Annotated in this window: 21 protein-coding genes; 13 read left to right on the top strand and 8 right to left on the bottom strand. The window is 63.2% G+C overall.

Translation table 11 applies throughout. The features are described 5' to 3' along the window. Positions 1–50 precede the first annotated feature (50 nt). The 10 genes from rimP to NKJ75_RS23000 all read left to right on the top strand — a co-directional run bounded on the left by rimP (position 51) and on the right by NKJ75_RS23000 (position 12,274). Complete coding sequence (gene rimP / locus NKJ75_RS23045; RefSeq protein WP_352500247.1) at positions 51–695, top strand: ribosome maturation factor RimP; 645 nt, start codon at positions 51–53, stop codon at positions 693–695. A 47-nt stretch (positions 696–742) separates the two neighbouring features. Next, positions 743–2,338 (top strand): transcription termination factor NusA, encoded by a 1,596-nt coding sequence (gene nusA, locus NKJ75_RS23040; RefSeq protein ID WP_023669555.1) that lies wholly within the window; start codon positions 743–745, stop codon positions 2,336–2,338. Positions 2,339–2,376: 38 nt separating this feature from the next. After that, positions 2,377–3,027 carry an RNA-binding protein gene (locus NKJ75_RS23035; RefSeq protein ID WP_023826823.1) on the top strand — a complete coding sequence of 217 codons (651 nt, stop codon included), beginning with the start codon at positions 2,377–2,379 and terminating at the stop codon, positions 3,025–3,027. Then, the gene (infB, locus tag NKJ75_RS23030) at positions 3,024–5,588 is read left to right on the top strand and encodes a translation initiation factor IF-2 (protein ID WP_023726861.1); all 2,565 of its coding nucleotides are present in this window, start codon (positions 3,024–3,026) and stop codon (positions 5,586–5,588) included. The genes NKJ75_RS23035 and infB overlap by 4 nt, the downstream gene beginning before the upstream one ends. A 161-nt stretch (positions 5,589–5,749) precedes the next feature. Next, positions 5,750–6,169, top strand: coding sequence for a 30S ribosome-binding factor RbfA (gene rbfA, locus NKJ75_RS23025; protein WP_023692585.1), 420 nt, complete (start codon positions 5,750–5,752; stop codon positions 6,167–6,169). Continuing rightward, positions 6,169–7,140, top strand: coding sequence for a tRNA pseudouridine(55) synthase TruB (gene truB, locus NKJ75_RS23020; RefSeq protein WP_023703480.1), 972 nt, complete (start codon positions 6,169–6,171; stop codon positions 7,138–7,140). The genes rbfA and truB overlap by 1 nt, the downstream gene beginning before the upstream one ends. A 44-nt stretch (positions 7,141–7,184) precedes the next feature. Continuing rightward, complete coding sequence (gene corA, locus NKJ75_RS23015; protein ID WP_023688739.1) at positions 7,185–8,279, top strand: magnesium/cobalt transporter CorA; 1,095 nt, start codon at positions 7,185–7,187, stop codon at positions 8,277–8,279. A 95-nt stretch (positions 8,280–8,374) separates the two neighbouring features. Further along, a complete protein-coding gene (gene rpsO, locus NKJ75_RS23010; protein ID WP_280790898.1) occupies positions 8,375–8,749 on the top strand; it encodes a 30S ribosomal protein S15 in 375 nt (124 codons plus the stop codon). 278 nt (positions 8,750–9,027) lie between these two features. Continuing rightward, on the top strand, positions 9,028–11,175 hold the full coding sequence (gene pnp, locus NKJ75_RS23005; protein WP_023745269.1) for a polyribonucleotide nucleotidyltransferase: 2,148 nt from the start codon (positions 9,028–9,030) through the stop codon (positions 11,173–11,175). An 85-nt stretch (positions 11,176–11,260) separates the two neighbouring features. Beyond that, positions 11,261–12,274, top strand: coding sequence for a class I SAM-dependent methyltransferase (locus NKJ75_RS23000; protein ID WP_352500246.1), 1,014 nt, complete (start codon positions 11,261–11,263; stop codon positions 12,272–12,274). Positions 12,275–12,290: 16 nt separating this feature from the next. Here the strand turns inward: NKJ75_RS23000 and NKJ75_RS22995 are convergent, their stop codons facing one another. The 4 genes from NKJ75_RS22995 to fabA all read right to left on the bottom strand — a co-directional run bounded on the left by NKJ75_RS22995 (position 12,291) and on the right by fabA (position 16,733). Then, positions 12,291–13,844, bottom strand: a complete 1,554-nt coding sequence (locus NKJ75_RS22995; protein WP_023834324.1) for a putative bifunctional diguanylate cyclase/phosphodiesterase — start codon at positions 13,842–13,844, stop codon at positions 12,291–12,293. Positions 13,845–14,028: 184 nt separating this feature from the next. Then, the gene (fabI, locus tag NKJ75_RS22990) at positions 14,029–14,841 is read right to left on the bottom strand and encodes an enoyl-ACP reductase FabI (protein WP_023669564.1); all 813 of its coding nucleotides are present in this window, start codon (positions 14,839–14,841) and stop codon (positions 14,029–14,031) included. A 33-nt stretch (positions 14,842–14,874) separates the two neighbouring features. After that, a complete protein-coding gene (fabB, locus tag NKJ75_RS22985; protein ID WP_023696728.1) occupies positions 14,875–16,095 on the bottom strand; it encodes a beta-ketoacyl-ACP synthase I in 1,221 nt (406 codons plus the stop codon). A 122-nt stretch (positions 16,096–16,217) separates the two neighbouring features. Next, positions 16,218–16,733 carry a 3-hydroxyacyl-[acyl-carrier-protein] dehydratase FabA gene (fabA, locus tag NKJ75_RS22980; RefSeq protein WP_023745272.1) on the bottom strand — a complete coding sequence of 172 codons (516 nt, stop codon included), beginning with the start codon at positions 16,731–16,733 and terminating at the stop codon, positions 16,218–16,220. Positions 16,734–17,077: 344 nt separating this feature from the next. Between fabA and irrA the strand changes: the two genes are divergently transcribed. Both irrA and NKJ75_RS22970 read left to right on the top strand, forming a co-directional pair. Continuing rightward, the gene (gene irrA / locus NKJ75_RS22975) at positions 17,078–17,509 is read left to right on the top strand and encodes an iron response transcriptional regulator IrrA (protein ID WP_031193300.1); all 432 of its coding nucleotides are present in this window, start codon (positions 17,078–17,080) and stop codon (positions 17,507–17,509) included. A 10-nt stretch (positions 17,510–17,519) separates the two neighbouring features. Further along, complete coding sequence (locus NKJ75_RS22970; protein ID WP_023669568.1) at positions 17,520–17,879, top strand: DUF4260 domain-containing protein; 360 nt, start codon at positions 17,520–17,522, stop codon at positions 17,877–17,879. Between the two features lie 13 nt (positions 17,880–17,892). On the opposite strand, the gene NKJ75_RS22965 is transcribed toward NKJ75_RS22970, so the two are convergent. Beyond that, positions 17,893–18,450, bottom strand: a complete 558-nt coding sequence (locus tag NKJ75_RS22965; RefSeq protein ID WP_023669569.1) for an SH3 domain-containing protein — start codon at positions 18,448–18,450, stop codon at positions 17,893–17,895. Between the two features lie 157 nt (positions 18,451–18,607). Between NKJ75_RS22965 and NKJ75_RS22960 the strand changes: the two genes are divergently transcribed. Then, on the top strand, positions 18,608–19,609 hold the full coding sequence (locus NKJ75_RS22960) for a 2-hydroxyacid dehydrogenase (RefSeq protein WP_023703476.1): 1,002 nt from the start codon (positions 18,608–18,610) through the stop codon (positions 19,607–19,609). Positions 19,610–19,621: 12 nt separating this feature from the next. On the opposite strand, the gene NKJ75_RS22955 is transcribed toward NKJ75_RS22960, so the two are convergent. From NKJ75_RS22955 to NKJ75_RS22945, 3 genes are read right to left on the bottom strand one after another with little or no spacing between them, the layout of a single operon-like run. Continuing rightward, on the bottom strand, positions 19,622–20,035 hold the full coding sequence (locus NKJ75_RS22955; RefSeq protein ID WP_023834323.1) for an aconitase X swivel domain-containing protein: 414 nt from the start codon (positions 20,033–20,035) through the stop codon (positions 19,622–19,624). After that, positions 20,032–21,285 carry an aconitase X gene (locus NKJ75_RS22950; RefSeq protein ID WP_023682000.1) on the bottom strand — a complete coding sequence of 418 codons (1,254 nt, stop codon included), beginning with the start codon at positions 21,283–21,285 and terminating at the stop codon, positions 20,032–20,034. The genes NKJ75_RS22955 and NKJ75_RS22950 overlap by 4 nt, the downstream gene beginning before the upstream one ends. Continuing rightward, positions 21,282–21,770, bottom strand: a complete 489-nt coding sequence (locus tag NKJ75_RS22945) for a GNAT family N-acetyltransferase (protein ID WP_023755156.1) — start codon at positions 21,768–21,770, stop codon at positions 21,282–21,284. Before NKJ75_RS22945 ends, NKJ75_RS22950 begins: the two co-directional genes overlap by 4 nt. Positions 21,771–21,774 lie beyond the last annotated feature (4 nt).

Raw genomic sequence — 21,774 nt, 5'->3', positions numbered from 1 at the left:
AGATGGTTCGGGACGACGATCATCCTGATCCAGAGAACGACAGGAACCGCATGACTGCAACGGCAAGCGAAGCCGACGACCGCATCATCCGCGAAAGCGGTATCGATGCGCGCATCGCGCTGATCGTTCAGCCGGTGTTGCGAGGGATTGGCTTCCGCCTCGTGCGGGTGCATCTGTCGGGCCAGAACGGCCTGACGCTGCAGATCATGGCCGAACGCGAGGACGGCACCATGACCGTCGAGGATTGCGAAGAGGTCAGCCGCGCTGTGTCGCCGGTGCTCGACGTCGATGACCCGATCGAGAAGGCCTATCATCTCGAAGTGTCGTCGCCGGGCATCGACCGGCCGCTGGTACGCAAGTCGGATTTCGTCACCTGGACCGGCCATCTGGTGAAGATGGAAACCTCGGTGCCGGTCGCCGACCGCAAGCGCTTCAAGGGCAAGATCGCCGAAGCCGGCGAAGACGACATGCTGCTCGAGCGCGACAAGGCCGCCTACGGCGAAGAGCCGACGGTTCGCATTCCTTATGACGCGATCGCCGATGTGCGGCTGATCCTCACCGACGACCTTATTCGCGATGCCCTTTCGAAGGACAACCGGGAACGCAAGGAAGCCAAGAAACGCCGCGGCGAAGCTGATGATGCACCCGAAGGTGCTGAAGGCGGCGCGGAAGACGAAATCGAACAGGAACTATGATGAGCGGCCGGGCCTAAAAGCTCGGCAACAAGCTCGGGAGAAATAAGATGGTTGTAAGCGCCAACAGACTTGAACTGCTGCAGATCGCCGACGCGGTGGCGCGTGAAAAGTCGATCGACAAGTCGATCGTCATTGCCGCCATGGCTGATGCGATCCAGAAGGCCGCGCGCTCGCGCTACGGCCAGGAAACCAACATCCGCGCCGACATCAACGCCAACACCGGCGAGATGAAGCTGCAGCGGCTGATGGAAGTGGTCGAGAAGGTCGACGACTACGCCACCCAGATCGCCATTTCCTCGGCCCGCGAGCGCAATCCAGACGCCCAGCTTGGCGACTTCATCGCCGAACAGCTGCCGCCAATGGATTTCGGCCGCATCGCCGCCCAGTCAGCCAAGCAGGTCATCGTGCAGAAAGTGCGCGAGGCCGAGCGCGACCGCCAGTATGACGAATACAAGGACCGCATCGGCGAGATCGTCAACGGCACCGTCAAGCGCGTCGAATATGGCAACGTCATCGTCGATCTCGGCCGTGGCGAGGCGATTATCCGCCGCGACGAGCTGATCCCGCGTGAAAACTACAAGTACGGCGACCGCGTCCGCGCCTATGTCTACGACGTGCGCCGCGAACAGCGCGGCCCGCAGATATTCCTGTCGCGCACCCATCCGCAGTTCATGGCCAAGCTCTTCACCATGGAAGTGCCGGAAATCTATGACGGCATCATCGAGATCAAGTCGGTCGCCCGCGACCCAGGCTCGCGCGCCAAGATCGCCGTCATTTCGCGTGACTCGTCGATCGATCCGGTCGGCGCCTGCGTCGGTATGCGCGGCAGCCGCGTCCAGGCCGTGGTCGGCGAATTGCAGGGCGAAAAGATCGACATCATTCCGTGGTCGCCTTCGGCCGCCTCCTTCATCGTCAACGCCCTGCAGCCGGCGGAAGTCGCCAAGGTCGTGCTCGACGAGGATGCCGAGCGCATTGAAGTGGTGGTTCCCGACGACCAGCTGTCGCTGGCCATCGGCCGTCGCGGCCAGAACGTGCGTCTTGCCTCGCAGCTCACCGGCTGGGACATCGACATTCTGACCGAGGCCGAGGAGTCCGAGCGCCGCCAGAAGGAATTCGTCGAGCGTTCGTCGCTGTTCATGGAAGCCCTAGATGTCGACGAGATGGTCGGCCAGGTGTTGGCCTCCGAAGGCTTCACCAGCGTCGAGGAAGTTGCCTATGTCGATTCGGGCGAGATCGCCTCGATCGACGGTTTCGACGAAGACACCGCTTCGGAAATCCAGACCCGCGCCCGCGAATATCTGGAGAAGATCGAAGCCGAGCATGACGATAAGCGCAAGGCGCTGGGCGTCACCGACGAACTGCGCGAGATCCCTGGCGTCACCACCGCCATGATGGTGACGCTCGGCGAGGATGGCGTGAAGACGATCGAGGATTTCGCCGGCTATGCCGCCGACGATCTCACTGGCTGGAAGGAACGCAAGGACGGCGAGACCAAGGTATTCCCGGGTGTGCTCGCCAATCACGGCGTGTCGCGCGCTGACGCCGAGCAGATGGTTCTGGCAGCCCGCCTCAAGGCCGGCTGGATCACAGAAGACGAGCTTGCAGCCGAACAGGTCCCGGCTGACGAAGCCGTTGGTGCGTGAGGTGAAACCGCATCGCACACAACCCGCCCCAGGACGAGATGAACGATCGCACCTGCATCGTCACGCGCAAGCAAGCCGAGCCGGATGAACTGATCCGTTTCGTCGTCGGCCCGGATTCGTCCGTCGTTCCTGACCTGAAGAGAAATCTGCCCGGCCGTGGTTGTTGGGTGAGCGCCGACCGCCTACATATCGACAAGGCGGCGGCGAAGAACCTGTTTGCCCGCGCCTTCAAGGCGCAGGTCGTCGTGCCGCCCGATCTCGGCGGCATGGTCGACGGACTGCTTGCACGATCCGCTTTGGGTATGCTTGGCCTTGCCCGCAAGGCTGGCTCGATCGCACTCGGCGCAACCAAGGTCGAGAGCGCGGTGCGCTCGGGGTCGGCGCTTTTCGTGCTCCACGCGACCGAGGCATCCGACGATGGCGTGCGCAAGATCAGTCAGGCGCGGCGGGCAACTGTCCACCTCGGCGGGCCGGCAGTCCTTGCCTACAAACTTTTCTCCGAGGCCGAGTTGAGCTTGGCATTGGGGGGTACAAATGTGATACATGCTGCCGTTCTCGCGGGAGACGCGGGCAAGGCGGTTGAGAGGCGCATGGTTGCGCTCGACCGATATCGGGGCGGAACCCCCGACGATCTGGCAATGCTTGCGGCCGTTGCTGACGAAGATGATGCTGCAGAGGATATGGAATGAGCGATACGAAATCGGGCGACGATAAGACGTTGAGTGTTACACCGAAGAAGACCTTGACGCTGAAGCGCCCCGGTACCGAGCAGAGCGTCGTGCGACAGAATTTCTCGCATGGCCGCACCAAGCAGGTCCAGGTCGAGATCAAGAAGCGTAAATTCTCCATGCCCGGCGACAAGCCGGAGCCGGTGGCTGCACCCGTATTTACGCCCAAGCCCGCGGTAGTGGCAGCCCCCGTCGTGCAGGAAGCGCCCAAGGCGCCGCCTCCGCCGCCGCCGGCCGAACGCGGCGGCATGGTGCTGAACGAACTGTCGCGCAATGAAATGGAAGCGCGCCGCAGGGCGCTCGAAGGCTCCAAGGTTCGCGACGTCGAGGACCGCCAACGCGCCATCGAAGAGGCCAAGCGCCGCAACGAGGATGAGGAACGCCGCAAGCGCGAGCGCGAGGAATCCGCGCGCCGTCAGGCCGAGGAAGAAGCCCGCCTGCAGACCGAGGCCGAGTCCCGCCGCCGCGCCGAGGAAGAAGCGCGCCGCCGCGCGCCGCAGGCTGCCGAGCTTGTGGCATCGGACGACGAGGAAGAGGTCAAGCCGAAGCGCACCGCCGCCGGCGCCCCGGTACGCCGTCCGGTTACGCCCGAAGTGGCGCGCCCGGCCAAGCCGACCAAGGCCGAGGAAGACCGTCGTCGCGGCAAGCTGACCCTCAACACGGCGCTTTCCGACGAGGACGCGCGCGCCCGCTCGCTGTCGTCGATGCGTCGCCGCCAGGAAAAATTCAAGCGCGCGATGCATAATGAGCCGCGCGAGAAGGTTATGCGCGAAGTGATCCTGCCTGAAACGATCACCATCCAGGAACTGGCGCAGCGCATGTCCGAGCGCGCTGTCGATGTGGTTAAGTACTTCATGAAGCAGGGCCAGATCCTGAAGCCGGGCGACATCATCGACGCCGACACGGCCGAGCTGGTCGCCACCGAATTCGGCCACACGGTCCGCCGCGTCGCCGAGTCCGACATCGAGGAAGGCCTGTTCAACATTGCCGACAATGCCGAGGACCTGGTATCGCGGCCGCCTGTCGTGACCATCATGGGCCATGTCGACCACGGCAAGACCTCGCTGCTCGACGCCATCCGCAATGCCAATGTCGTCTCCGGCGAAGCCGGCGGCATCACCCAGCATATCGGCGCCTACCAGGTCGAGAAGAACGGTCAGAAGATCACCTTCATCGACACGCCCGGTCACGCCGCCTTCACGGCGATGCGCGCCCGCGGCGCTCAGGCGACCGACATCGCCATCCTGGTGGTGGCGGCCGACGACAGCGTCATGCCGCAGACCATCGAATCGATCAGCCATGCCAAGGCGGCCGGCGTTCCGATCATCGTGGCGATCAACAAGATCGACAAGCATGATGCCGATCCGCAGAAGGTGCGGTCGGAACTGCTGCGCCATGAGGTGTTCGTCGAATCGATGGGCGGTGAAGTGCTGGACGTCGAAGTGTCGGCGACCAAGGGCACCAACCTCGACAAGCTGCTCGAGGCGATCCTGCTGCAGGCCGAAATCCTCGACCTCAAGGCCAATCCGGACCGTACCGCCGAGGGCGTGGTCATCGAAGCCCAGCTCGACAAGGGCCGTGGCCCCGTCGCCACCGTACTGGTGCAGACCGGCACTTTGATGCCGGGCGACATCCTCGTCGCCGGCAACGAATGGGGCCGGGTGCGCGCGCTGGTCAACGACCATGGCGAGCAGATCAAGGAGGCGCCGCCGGCAATGCCGGTCGAGGTGCTCGGCCTGCAAGGCACGCCGCAAGCCGGCGACCGCTTCGCTGTCGTCAACAACGAGGCCCGCGCCCGTGAGATCACCGAATATCGCCAGCGTCTGGCGCGCGAGAAGGCAGTGGCTCGCCATGCCGGCCAGCGCGGCTCGCTCGAACAGATGATGTCGCAGCTGCAGACGAGCGGGTTGAAGGAATTCCCGCTGGTCATCAAGGGCGACGTGCAGGGTTCGATCGAGGCGATCAACGCCGCTCTCGACAAGCTTGGCACCGACGAGGTGCGTGCGCGCATCGTTCATGCCGGCGCCGGCGCCATCACCGAAAGCGACGTGTCGCTGGCGGAGACCTCGGGGGCCGCGATCATCGGCTTCAACGTCCGTGCCAACGTGCAGGCACGTGCGGCCGCGGCGGCCGCGGGCATCGAAATCCGCTACTACTCGATCATCTACAACCTCGTCGACGATGTGAAGGCAGCACTTTCCGGCCTGCTGTCGCCGGAACGCCGCGAGACCTTCATCGGCAATGCCGAGATCCTCGAGATCTTTGACATCACCAAGGTCGGCAAGATCGCCGGCTGCCGTGTCACCGAAGGCAAGGTCGAGCGTGGAGCGGGCGTGCGCCTGATCCGCGACAACGTCGTCATCCACGAAGGTACGCTGAAGACCCTCAAGCGCTTCAAGGATGAAGTCGCGGAAGTTCCGGGCGGCCAGGAGTGCGGCATGGCCTTCCAGAACTACGAGGACATGCGCGTCGGCGACATCATCGAGTGCTTCCGCGTCGAGATGGTGACCCGGACGCTCTGAGTTCGTATACTGTCGATACGACCGGGCGGTGGTCGAAAGACCGCCGCCCTAACTTTAATGCCTGTCGCCCAAAAGTGCGGGATAAACGACATGCATAGAACAAATATGAGACATGGCGGCACGGTCCCATCCCGCGCCTCACGCTTTCCGGATTGAGAAAAATGCCCCGTCCAACCGCCTCCAGCCCATCCCAGCGCATGCTTCGCGTCGCCGAACAGGTGCGCCATGCGCTGTCGGAAACCTTGCAGCGCGGCGAGATTATCGACCCGCTGATCGAGAACACCGTGGTTTCGGTCTCGGAAGTGCGCATGTCCACTGATCTGAGGGTCGCAACGGCCTTCGTTTCGCCGCTCGGCGCCAAGGACACGGGTGCGGTCATCGACGCGCTCAACAAGCACGCGAAGTTCGTGCGTGGCCGCGTCTCCGGCGCGCTCCGCCAGATGAAGTTCATGCCGGAGTTCCGCTTCAAGCTCGATACGTCCTTCGACAATTTCGCCAGGATCAACGATTTGCTGAAATCGCCGGAAGTCGCGCGAGACTTGGGTACCGATGGCGAAGACAACGACAAGGACGAGAAATAGTGGGGCGCCGCGGCAAGAAGAAGGGCCGGCCGATCTCCGGCTGGGTGGTGCTGGACAAGCCGGTTGGCATGGGTTCGACCGAAGCCGTCTCCAAGATCAAATGGCTTTTCCAGGCCGAAAAGGCCGGCCATGCCGGCACGCTCGACCCGCTGGCCTCTGGCATGCTGCCGATCGCGCTGGGCGAGGCAACCAAGACCGTGCCTTATGTGCAGGACGGCGCCAAAATCTACCGGTTCACCGTCGCTTGGGGCGAGGAGCGTTCGACCGACGATCTCGAAGGCCCGGTGACGCAAAGTTCCGACCGCCGTCCGGCGGAAGAAGATGTCAGGGCGCTGCTGCCGAACTACACCGGCGTCATCATGCAGACACCGCCGCAATTCTCGGCCATCAAGATATCAGGCGAACGCGCCTACGATCTCGCCCGTGGGGGCGAGACAGTCGACATCCCCGCGCGCGAGATCGAGATCGGCCGTCTGGACATCGTCGAGCACGCTGCCGACCACACTTCGTTCGAGGTCGAATGCGGCAAAGGCACCTATGTGCGCTCGCTGGCCCGCGACATGGGCCGCGACCTCGGCTGCTTCGGCCACATCGCCGAATTGCGCAGGGTCGAGGTCGAGCCGTTCACCCAGGAGGATTTCGTCACCGTCGCCGAACTGGAAGCCGCCCGTTTCGGCGAACAGCGCGAAGCTGACGAAGAGGGCGACGCCGATGTTGCCGACGCGCCGATCGACTTTGGCGCAATCGATGCGCTGCTCGTCGACACGGCCGCCGCGCTCGACTGCCTGCCGCAGATTGCCATCAGCGACGAAGCGGCGACCAAGATCCGCCTTGGCAATCCCGTCATCATCCGCGGCCGCGACGCGCCCGTGGAAGCCGAGGAAGCCTGCGCCACCGCGCGCGGCAAGCTTGTCGCCATCGGCGCCATCGAGCAAGGCATGTTCAAGCCGAAGCGGGTCTTTGCCGGCTGACCACTCCCGTCTAGTTTTACGTCGACGTCACATCCGAGGGGCACATGGCAAAGGCTGAGGCGGTGAAGAAGCGGGCGCCGGTGACAACGCGCCGGCCGCCGGTTGGAGCCTCGCCCGGCACGCTGATCGCCGATCCGGCGGCGCGACGGTCCGAGCTGCGGCTGACGCTGATTTCGCCTGAAAAATTCAAGACCATCAACGATGCCAGCATCGACGATCTCAACACCCATTGCGACAACTGGCCGGTCGTCTGGTTGGACTGCACCGGTCTCGCCAACATCCAGCTGATCGAGGAGATCGGCCGGATCTTCAACCTGCATCCACTGGCTCTGGAAGATGTCGTCAACACCGGCCAGCGGCCGAAGGTCGACTTCTTCGAGGACCACGCTTTCGTCGTCATGCGCATGATCGACGACGTCAAGGTGCATCGCTATGAGCAGATCGCGGTGTTCTTCGGCAAGAAATTCGTCGTCACCTTCCAGGAGCGCGAAGGCGATCCGTTCGACCCCGTGCGCAAGCGCATCGCCGCAGCGTTGCCCAACCGCTTGCGGATGCGCGGCGCCGACTATCTGGCCTATGCGCTCATCGATTCCATCGTCGACAGCTATTTCCCGCCGATTGAGGCCGCTAGCGAGGAGGTCGATGGCATCGAGGACGAGATGCTCAACACGCCTCACAAGCATCAGATGCGCCAGCTGCACGAATTGCGGCGCGACGCCAATGTGCTCAAGGGCGTGCTGTGGCCGATGCGCGACACGCTGGCGACGCTGATCCGCAACGACGTGCCCTATGTGAAGCCGGAGACGAAAATCTTCTTCAACGACACGCTCGACCACGCATTGCGGCTGATCGAGCTGGTCGAGAACCAGCGTGATATGCTGACCGGCTTGATCGAAATGCATTTGTCGCTGAGCCAGGCGCGCACCAACGATGTGATCTCTTATCTCACCATCGTCTCGGTGATTTTCATGCCGCTAACCTTCCTGGTCGGTATCTGGGGGATGAATTTCGATCCCGAGAGCTCGCCGTGGAACATGCCGGAACTGAAAGCCTACTATGGCTACCCGGCTTCGCTGCTGTTCATGCTGGCCGTTGCTGTCGGGCTGATCGTCTTCTTCAAAAGCAAGAAGTGGCTGTAAGCTTCAGGTATCAGGGGGATCCTGGATTCCTGAGCAAAGGGCTGCGACGAGCCGGCTTTATGAATGGGCTGGTGTTTTCCAGGGAATTGCCTTATATGCGCCGCAGCATCGCGCCATGTCGCTTTGCTTGCACCGGCCCCTGCTGGACGACATCCCGGCTGAGGGCGACCCGTTTCCTCAAACAGATAAGGAAAAACACGATGTCGATTACTGCCGAGCGCAAACAGGAATTGATGGGTGAATTCGCAACCGCCAAGGGCGATACCGGGTCTCCGGAAGTCCAGGTGGCCATCCTTTCCGAGCGCATCAAGAACCTGACCGACCACTTCAAGGACCACAAGAAGGATAACCATTCCCGCCGTGGTCTGCTCGCTCTCGTCTCCCAGCGCCGCAGCCTGCTTGATTATCTCAAGCGCAAGGATGACGCGCGCTATCAGACGTTGATCGAGAAGCTCGGTCTGCGCCGTTGACGAATTGACCGGCGGGCTTTCGAAGGAGAGCCCGCCGGTCGCGCATTCTGCCAGTCGCATCGATTGGCCAGACCCGGTTTCGAGCGCGCAGAGGCCACTCGAAACCGCCCATGGACGGTCATGGGGCAGGATTGCAGGACGCTCGTGCGCTAACCAGCGCCGAAATCTACCCGAGCTTCCCGTTGTCTTGCCCGTGGCTGCCCGAGAAAGGAAGCCAGGGAAAGGGCATCCGCGCACCGTGAAACGGCGCGGCCCTTTCCGCTTATTAAGGACAAGATATGTTCAACTACCACAAAGTGGAAATCGAATGGGGCGGCCGTCCGCTCATCCTGGAAACCGGCAAGATCGCACGTCAGGCTGACGGCGCGGTGCTTGCGACCTACGGCGAAACCAAGGTTCTCGCCACCGTCGTTTCGATGAAGGAGCCGAAGCCAGGCCTCGATTTCTTCCCGCTGACCGTCAACTACCAGGAAAAGACCTACGCCGCCGGCAAGATCCCCGGCGGCTACTTCAAGCGCGAGGGACGTCCGAGCGAAAAGGAAACGCTGGTTTCCCGCCTGATCGACCGCCCGATCCGCCCTCTCTTCGCCGACGGCTACAAGAACGACACCCAGATCGTCGTCACCGTCGTCCAGCATGACCTCGAGAACGATCCCGACATCCTGTCGATCGTCGCCACCTCGGCCGCTTTGACGCTCTCGGGCGTTCCCTTCATGGGCCCGATCGGCGGCGCCCGCGTCGGCTACATCAACGGCGAATACGTGCTGAACCCGCATGTCGATGAGATGCAGGAATCCAGGCTGGACCTCATTGTCGCCGGCACCGCCGACGCCGTGCTGATGGTCGAGTCCGAAGCCAAGGAACTCGGCGAAGAGCTGATGCTCGGCGCCGTCATGTTCGGCCACAGGGGCTTCCAGCCGGTCATCGACGCCATCATCAAGCTGGCCGAAGTTGCCGCCAAGGAGCCGCGCGATTTCACGGCGCCGGACTACTCCGCGCTTGAAGCCGAAATGCTGAAGATCGTCGGCGACGAGCTCAGCAATGCCTACAAGAACGTCGACAAGCAGAAGCGTTACGCCGCCGTCGACGCCGTCAAGGCGAAGGTCAAGGCAGCGTTCGCTTCGGCCGAAGGCGAAGACGCCAAGTACACCTCCGAGCAGATCGGTTCGGTGTTCAAGGAACTCCAGGCCAAGGTCGTGCGCTGGAACATCCTCGACACCGGTTCGCGCATCGATGGCCGTGACCTCAAGACGGTCCGCAAGATCGTCTCGGAAGTCGGCGTCTTGCCGCGCACGCACGGTTCGGCGCTGTTCACCCGCGGCGAGACCCAGGCGCTTGTGGTTGCCACATTGGGCACCGGCGAGGACGAGCAGTATGTCGATTCGCTGACCGGCATGTACAAGGAGAAGTTCCTCCTTCACTACAACTTCCCTCCCTACTCCGTCGGTGAGACCGGCCGCATGGGTTCGCCGGGCCGCCGCGAAATCGGCCACGGCAAGCTCGCCTGGCGCGCCATCCGTCCGATGCTGCCGAGCGCTGACCAGTTCCCCTACACGCTGCGCGTCGTCTCGGAGATCACCGAGTCCAACGGTTCGTCGTCGATGGCCACCGTCTGCGGCACATCGCTGGCGCTGATGGATGCCGGCGTTCCGCTGGCCAAGCCGGTTGCTGGTATCGCGATGGGCCTGATCAAGGAAGGCGAGCGCTTCGCGGTTCTGTCCGACATCCTGGGTGACGAAGATCACCTCGGCGACATGGACTTCAAGGTCGCCGGTACCGAAGGCGGCATCACCTCGCTGCAGATGGACATCAAGATCGAGGGCATCACCGAGGAGATCATGAAGATCGCGCTGGACCAGGCCAAGGACGGCCGCCAGCATATCCTCAGCGAGATGGCGCATGCTCTGACCGGCGCCCGCCCCGAACTCGGTGAGTTCGCACCGCGCATCGAGGTCATGCACATCCCGACCGACAAGATCCGCGACGTGATCGGCTCCGGCGGCAAGGTTATCCGCGAGATCGTCGAGAAGACCGGCGCCAAGATCAACATCGAGGACGACGGCACGGTCAAGATCGCTTCGTCGAACGCCAAGGAGATCGAGGCGGCCAAGAAGTGGATCCATACCATCGTCGCCGAGCCGGAAGTCGGCGAGATCTACGAAGGCACGGTCGTCAAGACCGCCGACTTCGGCGCTTTCGTCAACTTCTTCGGTCCGCGTGACGGCCTCGTCCACATCTCGCAGCTTGCCAACGACCGGGTCGCCAAGACCTCGGACGTCGTCAAGGAAGGCGACAAGGTCTGGGTCAAGCTGATGGGCTTCGACGAGCGCGGCAAGGTCCGCCTGTCGATGAAGGTCGTCGACCAGGCCACCGGCAAGGAAATCGCCCGCGACAAGAAGGCCGAAGGCGAAGAAAACGCCGCCTGAGTGGTCTGACAATAGAGTTGAACGGGCGCGGCTTATGTCGCGCCCGTTTTCGTTTAATACCCGTCTACGACATGAGAATCGAAGAATGGCCGCTGAGCCGCTGAAGACACTGTTCCATCCCTTCGAGGCCGAGGGGCTCCCTCTGCCGCAAAAGGGCGAGCGTGTGTTGTTCCTGGGTGCGGAGCCCGGCTTCCGCTTGCCGGAAGGCTTCGAGGCAGAGCTCCATCTTGCACAGGGTTTCCGGCCGCATCTCCGAGCGCTGGAGCGTGCCGGTCACAAGGTAACGCCGCGCGCGGAAGGCGATGCATTCGATGCAGCGCTCGTGCTTGCCGGCCGCCATCGTGGGCTAAACGAGATGCGTATTGCCGAGGCGATCGAACGCGTCACGCCGGGCGGTCTGATCATTGTCGCCGGCGGCAAGGACGAAGGCATCGCCAGCCTGCGCAAGCGCATCGACGAGCTTGTCCCCATCGAAGGGCATCTGCCGAAATATCACGGCATCGCCTTCTGGCTTCGCCGTCCGGCCGATCTGGCGCCTGCGGAAAAACTGCGCGTCGCCAATCCCGCCTTGGTCGTAGAGGACCGCTTCCGTACCGCGCCTGGCATGTTCTCCTTCGACCGGATCGACGTCGGCTCGAAACTTCTGGTCGACAACCTGCCCAAAGACCTGCGCGGCAACATTGCTGATTTCTGCGCCGGCTGGGGTTATGTCGCCGCCGAGGTCGCGGCACGTTCATCCGGCATAACGGGGCTCGACCTTTACGAAGCGGATTTCGACGCGCTTGAGGCGGCCAGGGGCAATATCGGCCAGACAGGCTTCGAGCCCGGCTTCTTCTGGACCGATCTGCTGAGCGAGCCGGTCGAGCGGCGCTATGATGCCATCGTCATGAACCCGCCCTTCCATCGCAGCCGGGCGGCCGAGCCGGAAATCGGCGCCGGCATGATCCAGGCGGCGGGCAAGGCGCTGAAGCCGGGCGGGCGGCTGTTCATGGTGGCGAACCGTCAGCTGCCTTACGAACCGGTTCTGAAGGCCGTCTTCTCCAGCCATGCCGAGCTCGCCCGCGACGGCATGTTCAAGGTTTTCTCCGCGCGCCGATAGGACGGTGCCGGTCACCTCAATGCATGCTGACGATGCGCGCCGGCTCGTGGACGGGAATGGTCGGTCTGATGTCGCCAGGCTTGATCTTGAGCGGCGCCGGCCTGCCGAACAGATAGCCTTGCACCATCTCGCAGCCGGCCGCCCGCAAGAGCGTCGCCTGGTTCTCGGTCTCGACGCCTTCGGCGATGATGCCGACGCCGAGCGCCCGCGACAGGCCAACGATGGTAGAGACGACGGCGCCCGAATTGGAATCGGTGTCGATGCGGCTGACGAACGAGCGGTCGATCTTCAGCTTGCCGAAGGCGAAGTCGATCAGGTAGCTCAGATTGGAATAGCCGGTGCCGAAATCGTCGACCGCCACCGAGATGCCCATGTCGGCAAGCTGCTGCAGGATGATGGCGGCGCGGTCACGGTCCTGCATCATCGCCGTCTCGGTCAGTTCGAGCTCCAGGCGCGACGGCTTGATGCCGGTGCTGGCCATCGTGTCGCGCACGATGCCGACGAAATCCTTGGTCATGAACTGGACCGGCGAGATGTTGACGGCAACGAAGCAGTCCTCGGGCAAATGACGGGCATCGCTGCAGGCCTTGTTCAGCACCCAATTGCCGATCGGGTGGATCATGCCGGTCTCTTCGGCGATCGGAATGAATTCCATCGGCGGGATCATGCCGCGTTCCGGGTGCTTCCAGCGGATCAGCGCCTCGTAGCCGACGACACGGCCGGTCGGCAGGTCGAGCTGCGGCTGGTAATGAAGGTCGAAATCGCCACGGTCGAAGGCGATGTGCAGTTCGGATTCGATCCAGTGGCGGTAGTCGGCGACCTGGCCCATGTCGGAATGGAAGACCGACCAGTTGCCCACGCCGCCGGCGCGGGCATTCTGCAGCGCCAGGTTGGAGCGGCGCAGGATGAGGACCGGATCGACGCCATCCTTTGGCATCGCCACGATGCCGACCGACAGGCCGACCGACTGCAGGTGAGAATCGAGCTGGTACGGCTTCAGCATCTCCTCGATCATGGTTTCGACGGTGCTTTCCATCGAGCTTTGGAGTTGGTGTTCCCAGACAAGGATAGCGAACTCGCCGGCGCCGATGCGCCCCATCACCGCGCCTTCGGGCATGCAGGCCTTCAACCGCTTGGTGAAGCCGCGGATCAGTTCGTCGCCATGGCTGTAGCCGATGGCGTCGTTGATCTGCTTGAAGCGGTCGATGTCGATGTCGATGAGGAACACCGGCTCACCGGTCCTGATCGTCGCGGACGCCGCGTCGGCAATCCTGCCGACCATCGCCGGCCGCGCCAAAAGCCCGGTCAGCTTGTCGAAATGGGTTTCGTTGAAAACGTAGTCCACCGATTCATCGACGCCGGCGAAGAAGGACAAGGCAGCACCGGCGGCGGCCAGCGCGCATAGCGCCGACGCGATGCCGATCATGGTTTCCGCCTGCATGCCGGCAAAGCCGTCCCCGAAACCATGCCGGAGGCCCCAAAGCCCAAGGATGAAACTGCCAAGGCCCGAACTGGCGACGGTGAGCAGCCGGAACACAGGTGTTCGCTTCGGGTTGCTGACAGCAGGCATTGCTCAGTCCCTGTCGCATGATCCCGAAATCAACTCGACTTTCGGGAAATATCACGCGCAAATTCATAAAGGCTAAAGCATCCTTTGCGCCCAGCAAGAACGCGCAGAGCCCAAGCCCATAGGACTTCTAGCGGATATCTCCTTAAAATGAGTTTCCGCCGATGCATCTAATTTTTCTGGTGAATTAATCGCGTACGCTGTCGGTCTGCTTCAACTCATCCAGGGTTGGCATCGACACGATGTGATAGCCGGAATCCACATAGTGGATTTCGCCGGTGACGCCTGACGAGAGGTCGGACAAAAGATAGAGCGCCGAGCCGCCGACCTCGTCGATGGTCACCGTGCGGCGCAGCGGCGAGTTGCGCTGCTGGTAGGAGTACATGTGGCGGGCGTCCGAGATTCCGGCGCCGGCCAAAGTACGCACCGGTCCCGCCGATATGCCGTTCACCCGGATGCCGCGCGGGCCATAATCGTTGGCGAGATAGCGCACGCTGGCTTCCAGCCCGGCCTTGGCGACGCCCATGACGTTGTAGTTCGGCATGACGCGGACAGAGCCGGCATAGGTCAGCGTGATCATCGCGCCGCCTTCGCTCATCAGCGGGGCGGCATGGCGGGCGACCTCGGTGAAGGAGTAGCAGGAGATGACCATGGTGCGGACGAAATTGTCGCGGCTGGTGTCGGCGTAGAGCCCTTTGAGCTCGTTCTTGTCGGAAAAGCCGATGGCGTGGACGACGAAGTCGAGCCCGCCCCATTCCTTGCCGAGCGTCTCGAAGGTAGCGGCGACCGATGCGCTGTCCTCGACGTCGCACGGCACCACCAGTGACGCCCCAAGTTTCTCGGCAAGCGGCTTGACGCGGCGCCCGAAGGCGTCGCCCTGATAGGTGAAGGCAAGCTCCGCCCCGTGTTCGGACAATTTCCTGGCGATGCCCCAGGCGATCGAATGATCGTTGGCGACGCCCATGACAAGCCCGCGCTTGCCCTTCATCAGTCCGTCCATGGCCGGCAATCCCCCTACAATAAAACGCTGGCCTTATGCGGAATAGCGCTGGAAAATCAACGTTGCGTTGGTGCCACCGAAGCCGAACGAATTGGACAAAACCGTGTCGATCCTGGCGTCGTCGATGCGCTTGCGCACGATCGGCATGCCCTCGAATTCGGGATCGAGGTTTTCGATGTGGGCGCTCTCGCCGATGAAGCCGCCTTGCATCATCAGGATCGAGTAGATCGATTCCTGGACGCCGGCGGCACCCAGCGAATGGCCGGTCAGCGACTTTGTCGAGGTGATGAACGGCATCGTGTCGCCGAACACCTCTCGGATGGCGCCCATTTCCCGGGAATCGCCAACCGGCGTCGAGGTGCCGTGGGTGTTGATGTAGTCGACCGGCGTGGACACCGTCGCCAGAGCCTGGCGCATGCAGCGCACCGCGCCTTCGCCCGACGGCGCCACCATGTCGTAACCGTCCGACGTCGCGCCATAGCCGACGATCTCAGCGTAGATCTTGGCGCCGCGCGCCTTGGCGTGTTCGAGCTCCTCCAGGATGAGGACGCCCGCGCCGCCCGCGATGACGAAGCCATCGCGATTGGCGTCATACGCGCGGGAAGCTGTCGGCGCACGATCGTTATACTTCGACGACATCGCGCCCATGGCATCGAACAGGTCCGACATCGTCCAGTCGAGGTCTTCATGGCCGCCGGCAAACATCACATCCTGCTTGCCCCACTGGATCAGTTCGTAGGCGTTGCCGATGCAATGCGCCGAGGTCGAGCAGGCCGACGAGATCGAATAGTTGACGCCGTGGATCTTGAACCAGGTGGCGAGCGTCGCCGACGCGGTCGACGACATCGCCTTCGGCACCGCGAACGGACCGATGCGCTTGGGGCTGTTGTTCTTGAGCGTGGTCTCGGCCGCCTCGACGATGGTGCGGGTCGAGGGGCCGCCCGAGCCCATGACGATGCCGGTGCGCTCATTGGTGATGTCGCTTTCGCCAAGCCCGGCGTCGGCGATCGCCTGGTCCATCGCGACATGGTTCCAGGCCGCGCCCTGGCTCAGGAAGCGCATGGCACGCCGGTCGATCATAGGGGTCGGGTCGAGCGTCGGCGCGCCCCAGACCTGGCAGCGGAAGCCGTGTTCGGCGAAGGAATCGGAGAAGCTGATGCCTGATTTGGCATCGTGGAGCGAGGATTGCACCTCGTTGGCGTTGTTGCCGATCGACGATACGATGCCGAGGCCTGTGACGACGACCCTTCTCATTCGCAACTCCTTCCAGCGGATGATCCCGAAACCCTAGTCGGTTTTCGCCGGCGATCATACGCAAAATCAAAATGCCGCAGCGTCGTTGCGCGTCCGGGAACGCCCTGCTGCAGTGGCGCCGGTCAGGCGGCCGATTGCTTGGACAGCCCCACCTTGAGGTCTGTCGCAGCGTATATGGGTTCGCCGTCGGCCTTAAGCCAGCCATCGGCGATACCGAGCACCAGGCGTCCACGCATGACGCGCTTGAAATCGATGCCGTATTCCACCTTCTTGACCGAAGGCGTCACCATGCCCTTGAACTTCACTTCGCCGGTCGACAGCGCCATGCCCTTGCCCGGCTCGCCGAGCCAGCCGAGGTAGAACCCCGTCAATTGCCACATGGCATCGAGGCCCAGGCACCCAGGCATGATCGGATTGCCGATGAAATGGCAGGCGAAGAACCACAGGTCCGGCTTGATGTCGAATTCGGCGCGGATGAAGCCCTTGTCGTGGGCGCCGCCGGTCTCGCTGATCTCGGTGATGCGGTCGAACATCAGCATGGGCGGGTAGGGTAGCTGGGCGTTGCCGGGCCCGAACAGTTCGCCGCGGGCGCAGGCAAGCAATTCCTCATAACCGTAGTTGGATTTCGAACCCGCCATATGTCTCGTCCCCATAATGTCCCGGGCGGTGGGGCGCCCTTGTCGTTGGTTTCCTAACACAATCCCTTTCGGGCCGGAAACCGGCGTTTGCGCTTAACCCGCCCGTCTGCCCGGGTCAATGCGCGCTCTCGCATCGGCCCGAAATCGATTTCGATTCCGGAAAGCACGATGTGACGCCAAAAAAGCAATAGAGCGCACTTAGTGCGTCCAACTGGACGCACGTCGCTCTATTGATCGTATTCCGCCAACAGAATATATGTCGGGAGGTATCCAGTTTCGGTTGATGACGTTTTTTCGCCACTCTGGGCGTGTCTTGAGGCAGAACTGTGGGCTTGGACGGATAGATGGATCTGGGCGGCCGGAAGGAAAATGTCGCTGTGGACAAGCGGGTTCGCGAAGCCGGCCTTAGGCCGACACGCCAACGCATTGCGCTGGCCGATCTGCTGTTTGCCAAGGGCGACCGCCACCTTTCGGCCGAGGAACTGCATGAAGAGGCGGTCGCCGCCGGCGTGCCGGTCTCGCTCGCCACCGTCTACAACGCGCTTCACCAGTTCACCCAGGCCGGCCTGCTGCGCATCCTGGCGGTCGAGGGGTCCAAGACCTATTTCGACACCAACACCTCCGATCACCATCATTTTTACATCGAAGGCGAAAACAGGATCTTCGATATAGAAAGCGGTCCGGTGACCGTCTCCAACCTGCCGGAGCCACCCGCAGGCATGGAGATCGCCAATGTCGACATCGTGGTGAGGCTGCGCCCGAAGCGCAGCGTTTAAGCCCCAACCCGTGAAACCTGTCGATTTTGCAATCCGGCTCGAATGGGTTGCGGTCGCGGTCGTGGCTATAGTCGCCTATGCCGCGTCAGGCGTTTCCTGGTGGCTGTTCGCCCTGCTTATTCTGGCGCCCGACCTGTCGATGCTGGGCTATCTCGCCGGGGCACGGATCGGCGCTGTCGCTTACAACGCGTTGCACATCCTGATCGTCCCGCTGTTGCTGGCCCTCGCCGGATATGTTCTGGCCAATTCGACGGCGACCGCGATTGGTCTGATCTGGATCATCCACATCGCCGTCGACCGCGCGCTCGGCTACGGTCTCAAACTGTCGACCGGTTTTCAGGACACCCATCTCGGCCGTATCGGCCGTTAGGCCTCCAGCAATCTCAATTCTTGACGTGCTCGCCGGGATAGGCGCCCCACACCTGCGACTGGGCGATCCAGCCGGTGTGGCCGTCGAAGGTCATTTCGCACCACTGGCCATCGCAGGTTTTGATCGTGCCCGTAACGCCCGGCTCGATGATGGCGATGACGCTGGCGTCCTTATCGGCATCGTCGAGCAGATTGATTCGGCCACCTTTGGTGCGTTGCCAAGGGGCGACGATCGCGGTCCGGCGGCCGGACAGCAGCGACTGGTTGATCCAACCCTCCGAGCCATCGGCATCGCGCACCCGCCGCCAGGTATCGAATTCCTGGATGATTTCCATCGGCAGGCCGGCCTTTGTGTACATCCAGTCGACGGAATAGTTGGCGCCGGGGCCAACGCGCGAGTTGACGCGAGCCGATTTCAGGCTGACGAAACGCGGCAGCGGCAGGCCGCTCGGCCCGAGCGTGACCGTCTGCACAGGTGCGGCGGCACCTTGCGCCGCGGCTTGCGGGGAATGCAGGAGAGCGCCGAGAAGCGCTGCGCTGAGGATCAGGCGAAGCGACGCGAAACCAGACACTTTCATTCCTTTCGGCGCGTGCCCTTTGGTCCGGGCGCCCCTTTTTCTTTGTCTTCGGCGGCACCGCTTGTTACAGGAGTGGCAGGCACCGCGACCGGTATTCAGTTTCGCCTGTCTTGGTTAAAGAGGTCTCAACGAGATCGGGTTCGAGGAAACAATGGCAGGCAAAAAACGGCCTCTCGTCGTCATCACGCGCAAGCTGCCCGATCCGGTCGAGACCCGCATGCGCGAACTCTTCGACGCCAGGCTGAATGTCGAGGACCGCCCGATGACGCAGCCGGAGCTGGTCGCGGCGATCAAGGAAGCCGATGTGCTGGTGCCGACCATCACCGACCAGATCGATGCGGCGCTGATTGCCCAGGCCGGCGACAATCTCAAGCTGATCGCCAATTTCGGCAATGGCGTCGACAAGATCGATGTGGCGGCGGCGGCCAAGAAAGGCATTACCGTCACCAACACGCCGAACGTGCTGACCGAAGATACGGCCGACATGACCATGGCGCTGATGCTGGCCGGGCCGCGGCGGCTGGCCGAAGGCGCCAATGTGCTCACCAGCGACAAGAAATGGGCCGGTTGGTCGCCGACCTGGATGCTCGGCCGGCGCATCTGGGGCAAGCGCCTCGGTATCGTCGGCATGGGCCGCATCGGCACTGCGGTTGCGAGGCGCGCCAAGGCTTTCGGCCTGTCGATCCACTACCATAACCGCCATCGCGTGCTGCCGGCGGTCGAGGAAGGGCTGGAGGCGACCTATTGGGAAAGCCTCGACCAGATGCTTGCCCGCATGGACATCATCTCGATCAACTGCCCGTCGACGCCGGCGACCTTTCATCTGCTTTCGGCGCGGCGCCTAGCTCTGCTTCAGCCCACCGCCTATGTGGTCAACACCGCGCGCGGCGACATCATCGACGAGGAAGCGCTGGTCAAGCTGATCCAGGACGGCAAGATCGCCGGCGCCGGCCTCGACGTCTACGAGCACGAACCGGCGCTGAACTCGAAACTGCTGAAGCTTGCCGCCAAGAACAAAGTCGTGCTTTTGCCGCATATGGGTTCTGCGACGATCGAGGGCCGCATCGACATGGGCGAGAAGGTGATCATCAACATCCGCGCCTTCTTCGACGGCCACCGGCCGCCGGACCGCGTGCTGCCGCTACGGACTTGAAGCGGGCCGCGTTCAGGATGCGGTTGTGAGGGCGCCATCCGCCGCGACACTCACACGCTTGCCGCGATAGGCCTCAAAAGCGTCGCGCCTGAGCCTGAGCGCTACCGGCGTCGGCCAGCCCATTTCCCTGGCCACAATCAAGCCAAGCAGCAGGATCGCGTCCGGCTCGTGCAGCACGAGTGCCGTCGGCGCATGGCCATTGTGGACGAGTTCCATCAGCACGGCTGACGCTGAGGACGAGCCGATCGTGCCGGGCAGGAACAGCACACGCCCGGAAATGGTCTCGCCATGCTGCGGGTGACGGACATCGGCGATGCGGCCGCTCTTCGGATCGACGCCGCCCCAGAAGCTGATCGGCGCCGTCAGCACCAAGGCCAGCCCTTCGCCTCCGCTGCCCGGCACCAGGATTTCAGCGACGGCGCTCATGCGGCGATATCCGTAAACCTGGGCTTACCGGCAACCGCGCTTTCCACGCAGTCGGCCAGCGAGCCGTAAAGCACGGCGTAACCGGTATTGCCCGGCGCGTAGTGCGCGAATTTTCCCGAATTGGTCATCAGCACGCCGCCGGCCAGATTCGGCAGGATCGGCGTCACCACCACGCAGGTGTCGGCGACGATGATGACGCCGCTGGCTTCGAGCATCTTGCGCTTGCCGTTCTGCTCCAGCCTGGTGAGCACGTGGCGGCCGGTGCAGGCGTAAATCGGCACGCTGAGCCGCCGCCCGCCAATCAGCCGCTCAAGTGCATCGAATTCGGCCAAAGACAGATGCGGACTGCCGATCGCCACGGCATCGATGGCGGTCTGCGTGGCTGCGGTGGACAGGCCGGCGCGGGCCTTCATGGCCATCTCCGGCGTTACGCGGATCATCGTTTCCGGCCTGCCGCCCACCAGGATGGTCTCGGCGTCGGGCGCTTCTGGCGTTACCCCAGCGATATGGAACAGGCCGACGGCGCCCGACGATGCCGCCGCCGCGCCGAAGGCCTTCAGCGCATCCTCGCCGGGATGGCTGGATATGCCGGTGACGACGCCGACCGCGTTGCCGACCTCACGGCCGTAGAGGTTGCCCAGCACCGGCCAGGCGATCTCCGAACCAAGGAACGAGGCGGAGAGGCCGGACACATCGAACACCAGCCGTGCCTGCCGGTTCTCGGGGCGATGCAGGCCGTAATCCGGCGCGCGGCCCGATATGGCGCAGGCGATGTCGAGGAAGTCGCCATAGCGGTTGGTGCGTGCCCCCAGCACCGAATTGCAGAACACCACCGCGTTGGATTCACCCCAGGCGACATCGCTGCCAAGCGCTGGCCTGTGGCCGGCCTGATAGGGCGCGCAGGTCCAGCTCTGCTCGCAGCCCAGTTTGCGGTAGGCCTCCATCATTCGTCGCGCCATGCCGCGCGCCGGCTCTTCGAGGCGCACGCGCGAGCAGCCCATCAGGTCGAGCGCGCCGACATTGAGCGTCGAGCGCACCGCGACCCTGGCGCCGCCATCGACCAGCCTTTCGGCAAACAGCGTGCCGGAATCGCCGTGATAGAGCGCGCCGTCTATATGCGTCGAGGCGATCGGGATCAGTCGCGGCGCGCCGAGCAGCGCAGCGCTTTCGGCAACGATGCGCATCGCCATCGCCGCCCCGTCATGGCCGGAGGCGATTGTCTGCTCCTGTGCGCTGAGGGCGAGGCTCACGCGAACTCCTTGCGCATGGTGATCGAGGTCGGCCGGTCATAACCGTCATGCGCCGTGCGCGCGGTTTCGCGGAAGCCGAGACGCGCAAAGGTTGCGTGATTTGCCGTGAGCTCGACCCGCGTCTGCAGTTCGATGGCGGGTTTGTTGCGGTTGCGGGCAAGGTCCTCGACAGCCTGCATCAATCGTCTGCCGATGCCTTGGCCCTGAAGCCCGAGTTCGACGGCGAACTTGCCGATATAGAAATCATCGGGTCTCTCCAGCGCAAAAACGCAGCCTGCGATCTGGCCGCCCTGCAGAGCCACGAACACCGTTTCCCGCCCAGCCTTGTCCCTCAGGCTTTCGACGCACAGCAGATGCGCAGAGGAGGGCGGGTCGATGACGCCGTCCATCGGTGCAAAGGCGCGCATGATCAGGCTGAGCAGTTCGTCCCAGCGGTCGAAGCCGGGGGCGAACTGCGTGACCAAAACACTGGCAGGCTGATCCATGCGG

It is taken from the genome of Mesorhizobium sp. M0058 (assembly GCF_040323095.1).
In the GTDB taxonomy this organism is placed as follows: domain Bacteria; phylum Pseudomonadota; class Alphaproteobacteria; order Rhizobiales; family Rhizobiaceae; genus Mesorhizobium.
The sequence above is the reverse complement of the archived record's forward strand: the minus strand, read 5'-3'. Positions and strand labels throughout refer to the sequence as shown.

Excerpts from the sequence above, each read along its gene's own strand:
- rimP (WP_352500247.1), top strand. The coding sequence starts at position 51 with ATGACTGCAACGGCAAGCGAAGCCGACGACCGCATCATCCGCGAAAGC.
- nusA (WP_023669555.1), top strand. The coding sequence starts at position 743 with ATGGTTGTAAGCGCCAACAGACTTGAACTGCTGCAGATCGCCGACGCG.
- NKJ75_RS23035 (WP_023826823.1), top strand. The coding sequence starts at position 2,377 with ATGAACGATCGCACCTGCATCGTCACGCGCAAGCAAGCCGAGCCGGAT.
- infB (WP_023726861.1), top strand. The coding sequence starts at position 3,024 with ATGAGCGATACGAAATCGGGCGACGATAAGACGTTGAGTGTTACACCG.
- rbfA (WP_023692585.1), top strand. The coding sequence starts at position 5,750 with ATGCCCCGTCCAACCGCCTCCAGCCCATCCCAGCGCATGCTTCGCGTC.
- corA (WP_023688739.1), top strand. The coding sequence starts at position 7,185 with ATGGCAAAGGCTGAGGCGGTGAAGAAGCGGGCGCCGGTGACAACGCGC.
- rpsO (WP_280790898.1), top strand. The coding sequence starts at position 8,375 with ATGCGCCGCAGCATCGCGCCATGTCGCTTTGCTTGCACCGGCCCCTGC.
- pnp (WP_023745269.1), top strand. The coding sequence starts at position 9,028 with ATGTTCAACTACCACAAAGTGGAAATCGAATGGGGCGGCCGTCCGCTC.
- NKJ75_RS23000 (WP_352500246.1), top strand. The coding sequence starts at position 11,261 with ATGGCCGCTGAGCCGCTGAAGACACTGTTCCATCCCTTCGAGGCCGAG.
- NKJ75_RS22995 (WP_023834324.1), bottom strand. The coding sequence starts at position 13,844 with ATGCCTGCTGTCAGCAACCCGAAGCGAACACCTGTGTTCCGGCTGCTC.
- fabI (WP_023669564.1), bottom strand. The coding sequence starts at position 14,841 with ATGGACGGACTGATGAAGGGCAAGCGCGGGCTTGTCATGGGCGTCGCC.
- fabB (WP_023696728.1), bottom strand. The coding sequence starts at position 16,095 with ATGAGAAGGGTCGTCGTCACAGGCCTCGGCATCGTATCGTCGATCGGC.
- fabA (WP_023745272.1), bottom strand. The coding sequence starts at position 16,733 with ATGGCGGGTTCGAAATCCAACTACGGTTATGAGGAATTGCTTGCCTGC.
- irrA (WP_031193300.1), top strand. The coding sequence starts at position 17,078 with ATGGATCTGGGCGGCCGGAAGGAAAATGTCGCTGTGGACAAGCGGGTT.
- NKJ75_RS22960 (WP_023703476.1), top strand. The coding sequence starts at position 18,608 with ATGGCAGGCAAAAAACGGCCTCTCGTCGTCATCACGCGCAAGCTGCCC.
- NKJ75_RS22955 (WP_023834323.1), bottom strand. The coding sequence starts at position 20,035 with ATGAGCGCCGTCGCTGAAATCCTGGTGCCGGGCAGCGGAGGCGAAGGG.
- NKJ75_RS22945 (WP_023755156.1), bottom strand. The coding sequence starts at position 21,770 with ATGGATCAGCCTGCCAGTGTTTTGGTCACGCAGTTCGCCCCCGGCTTC.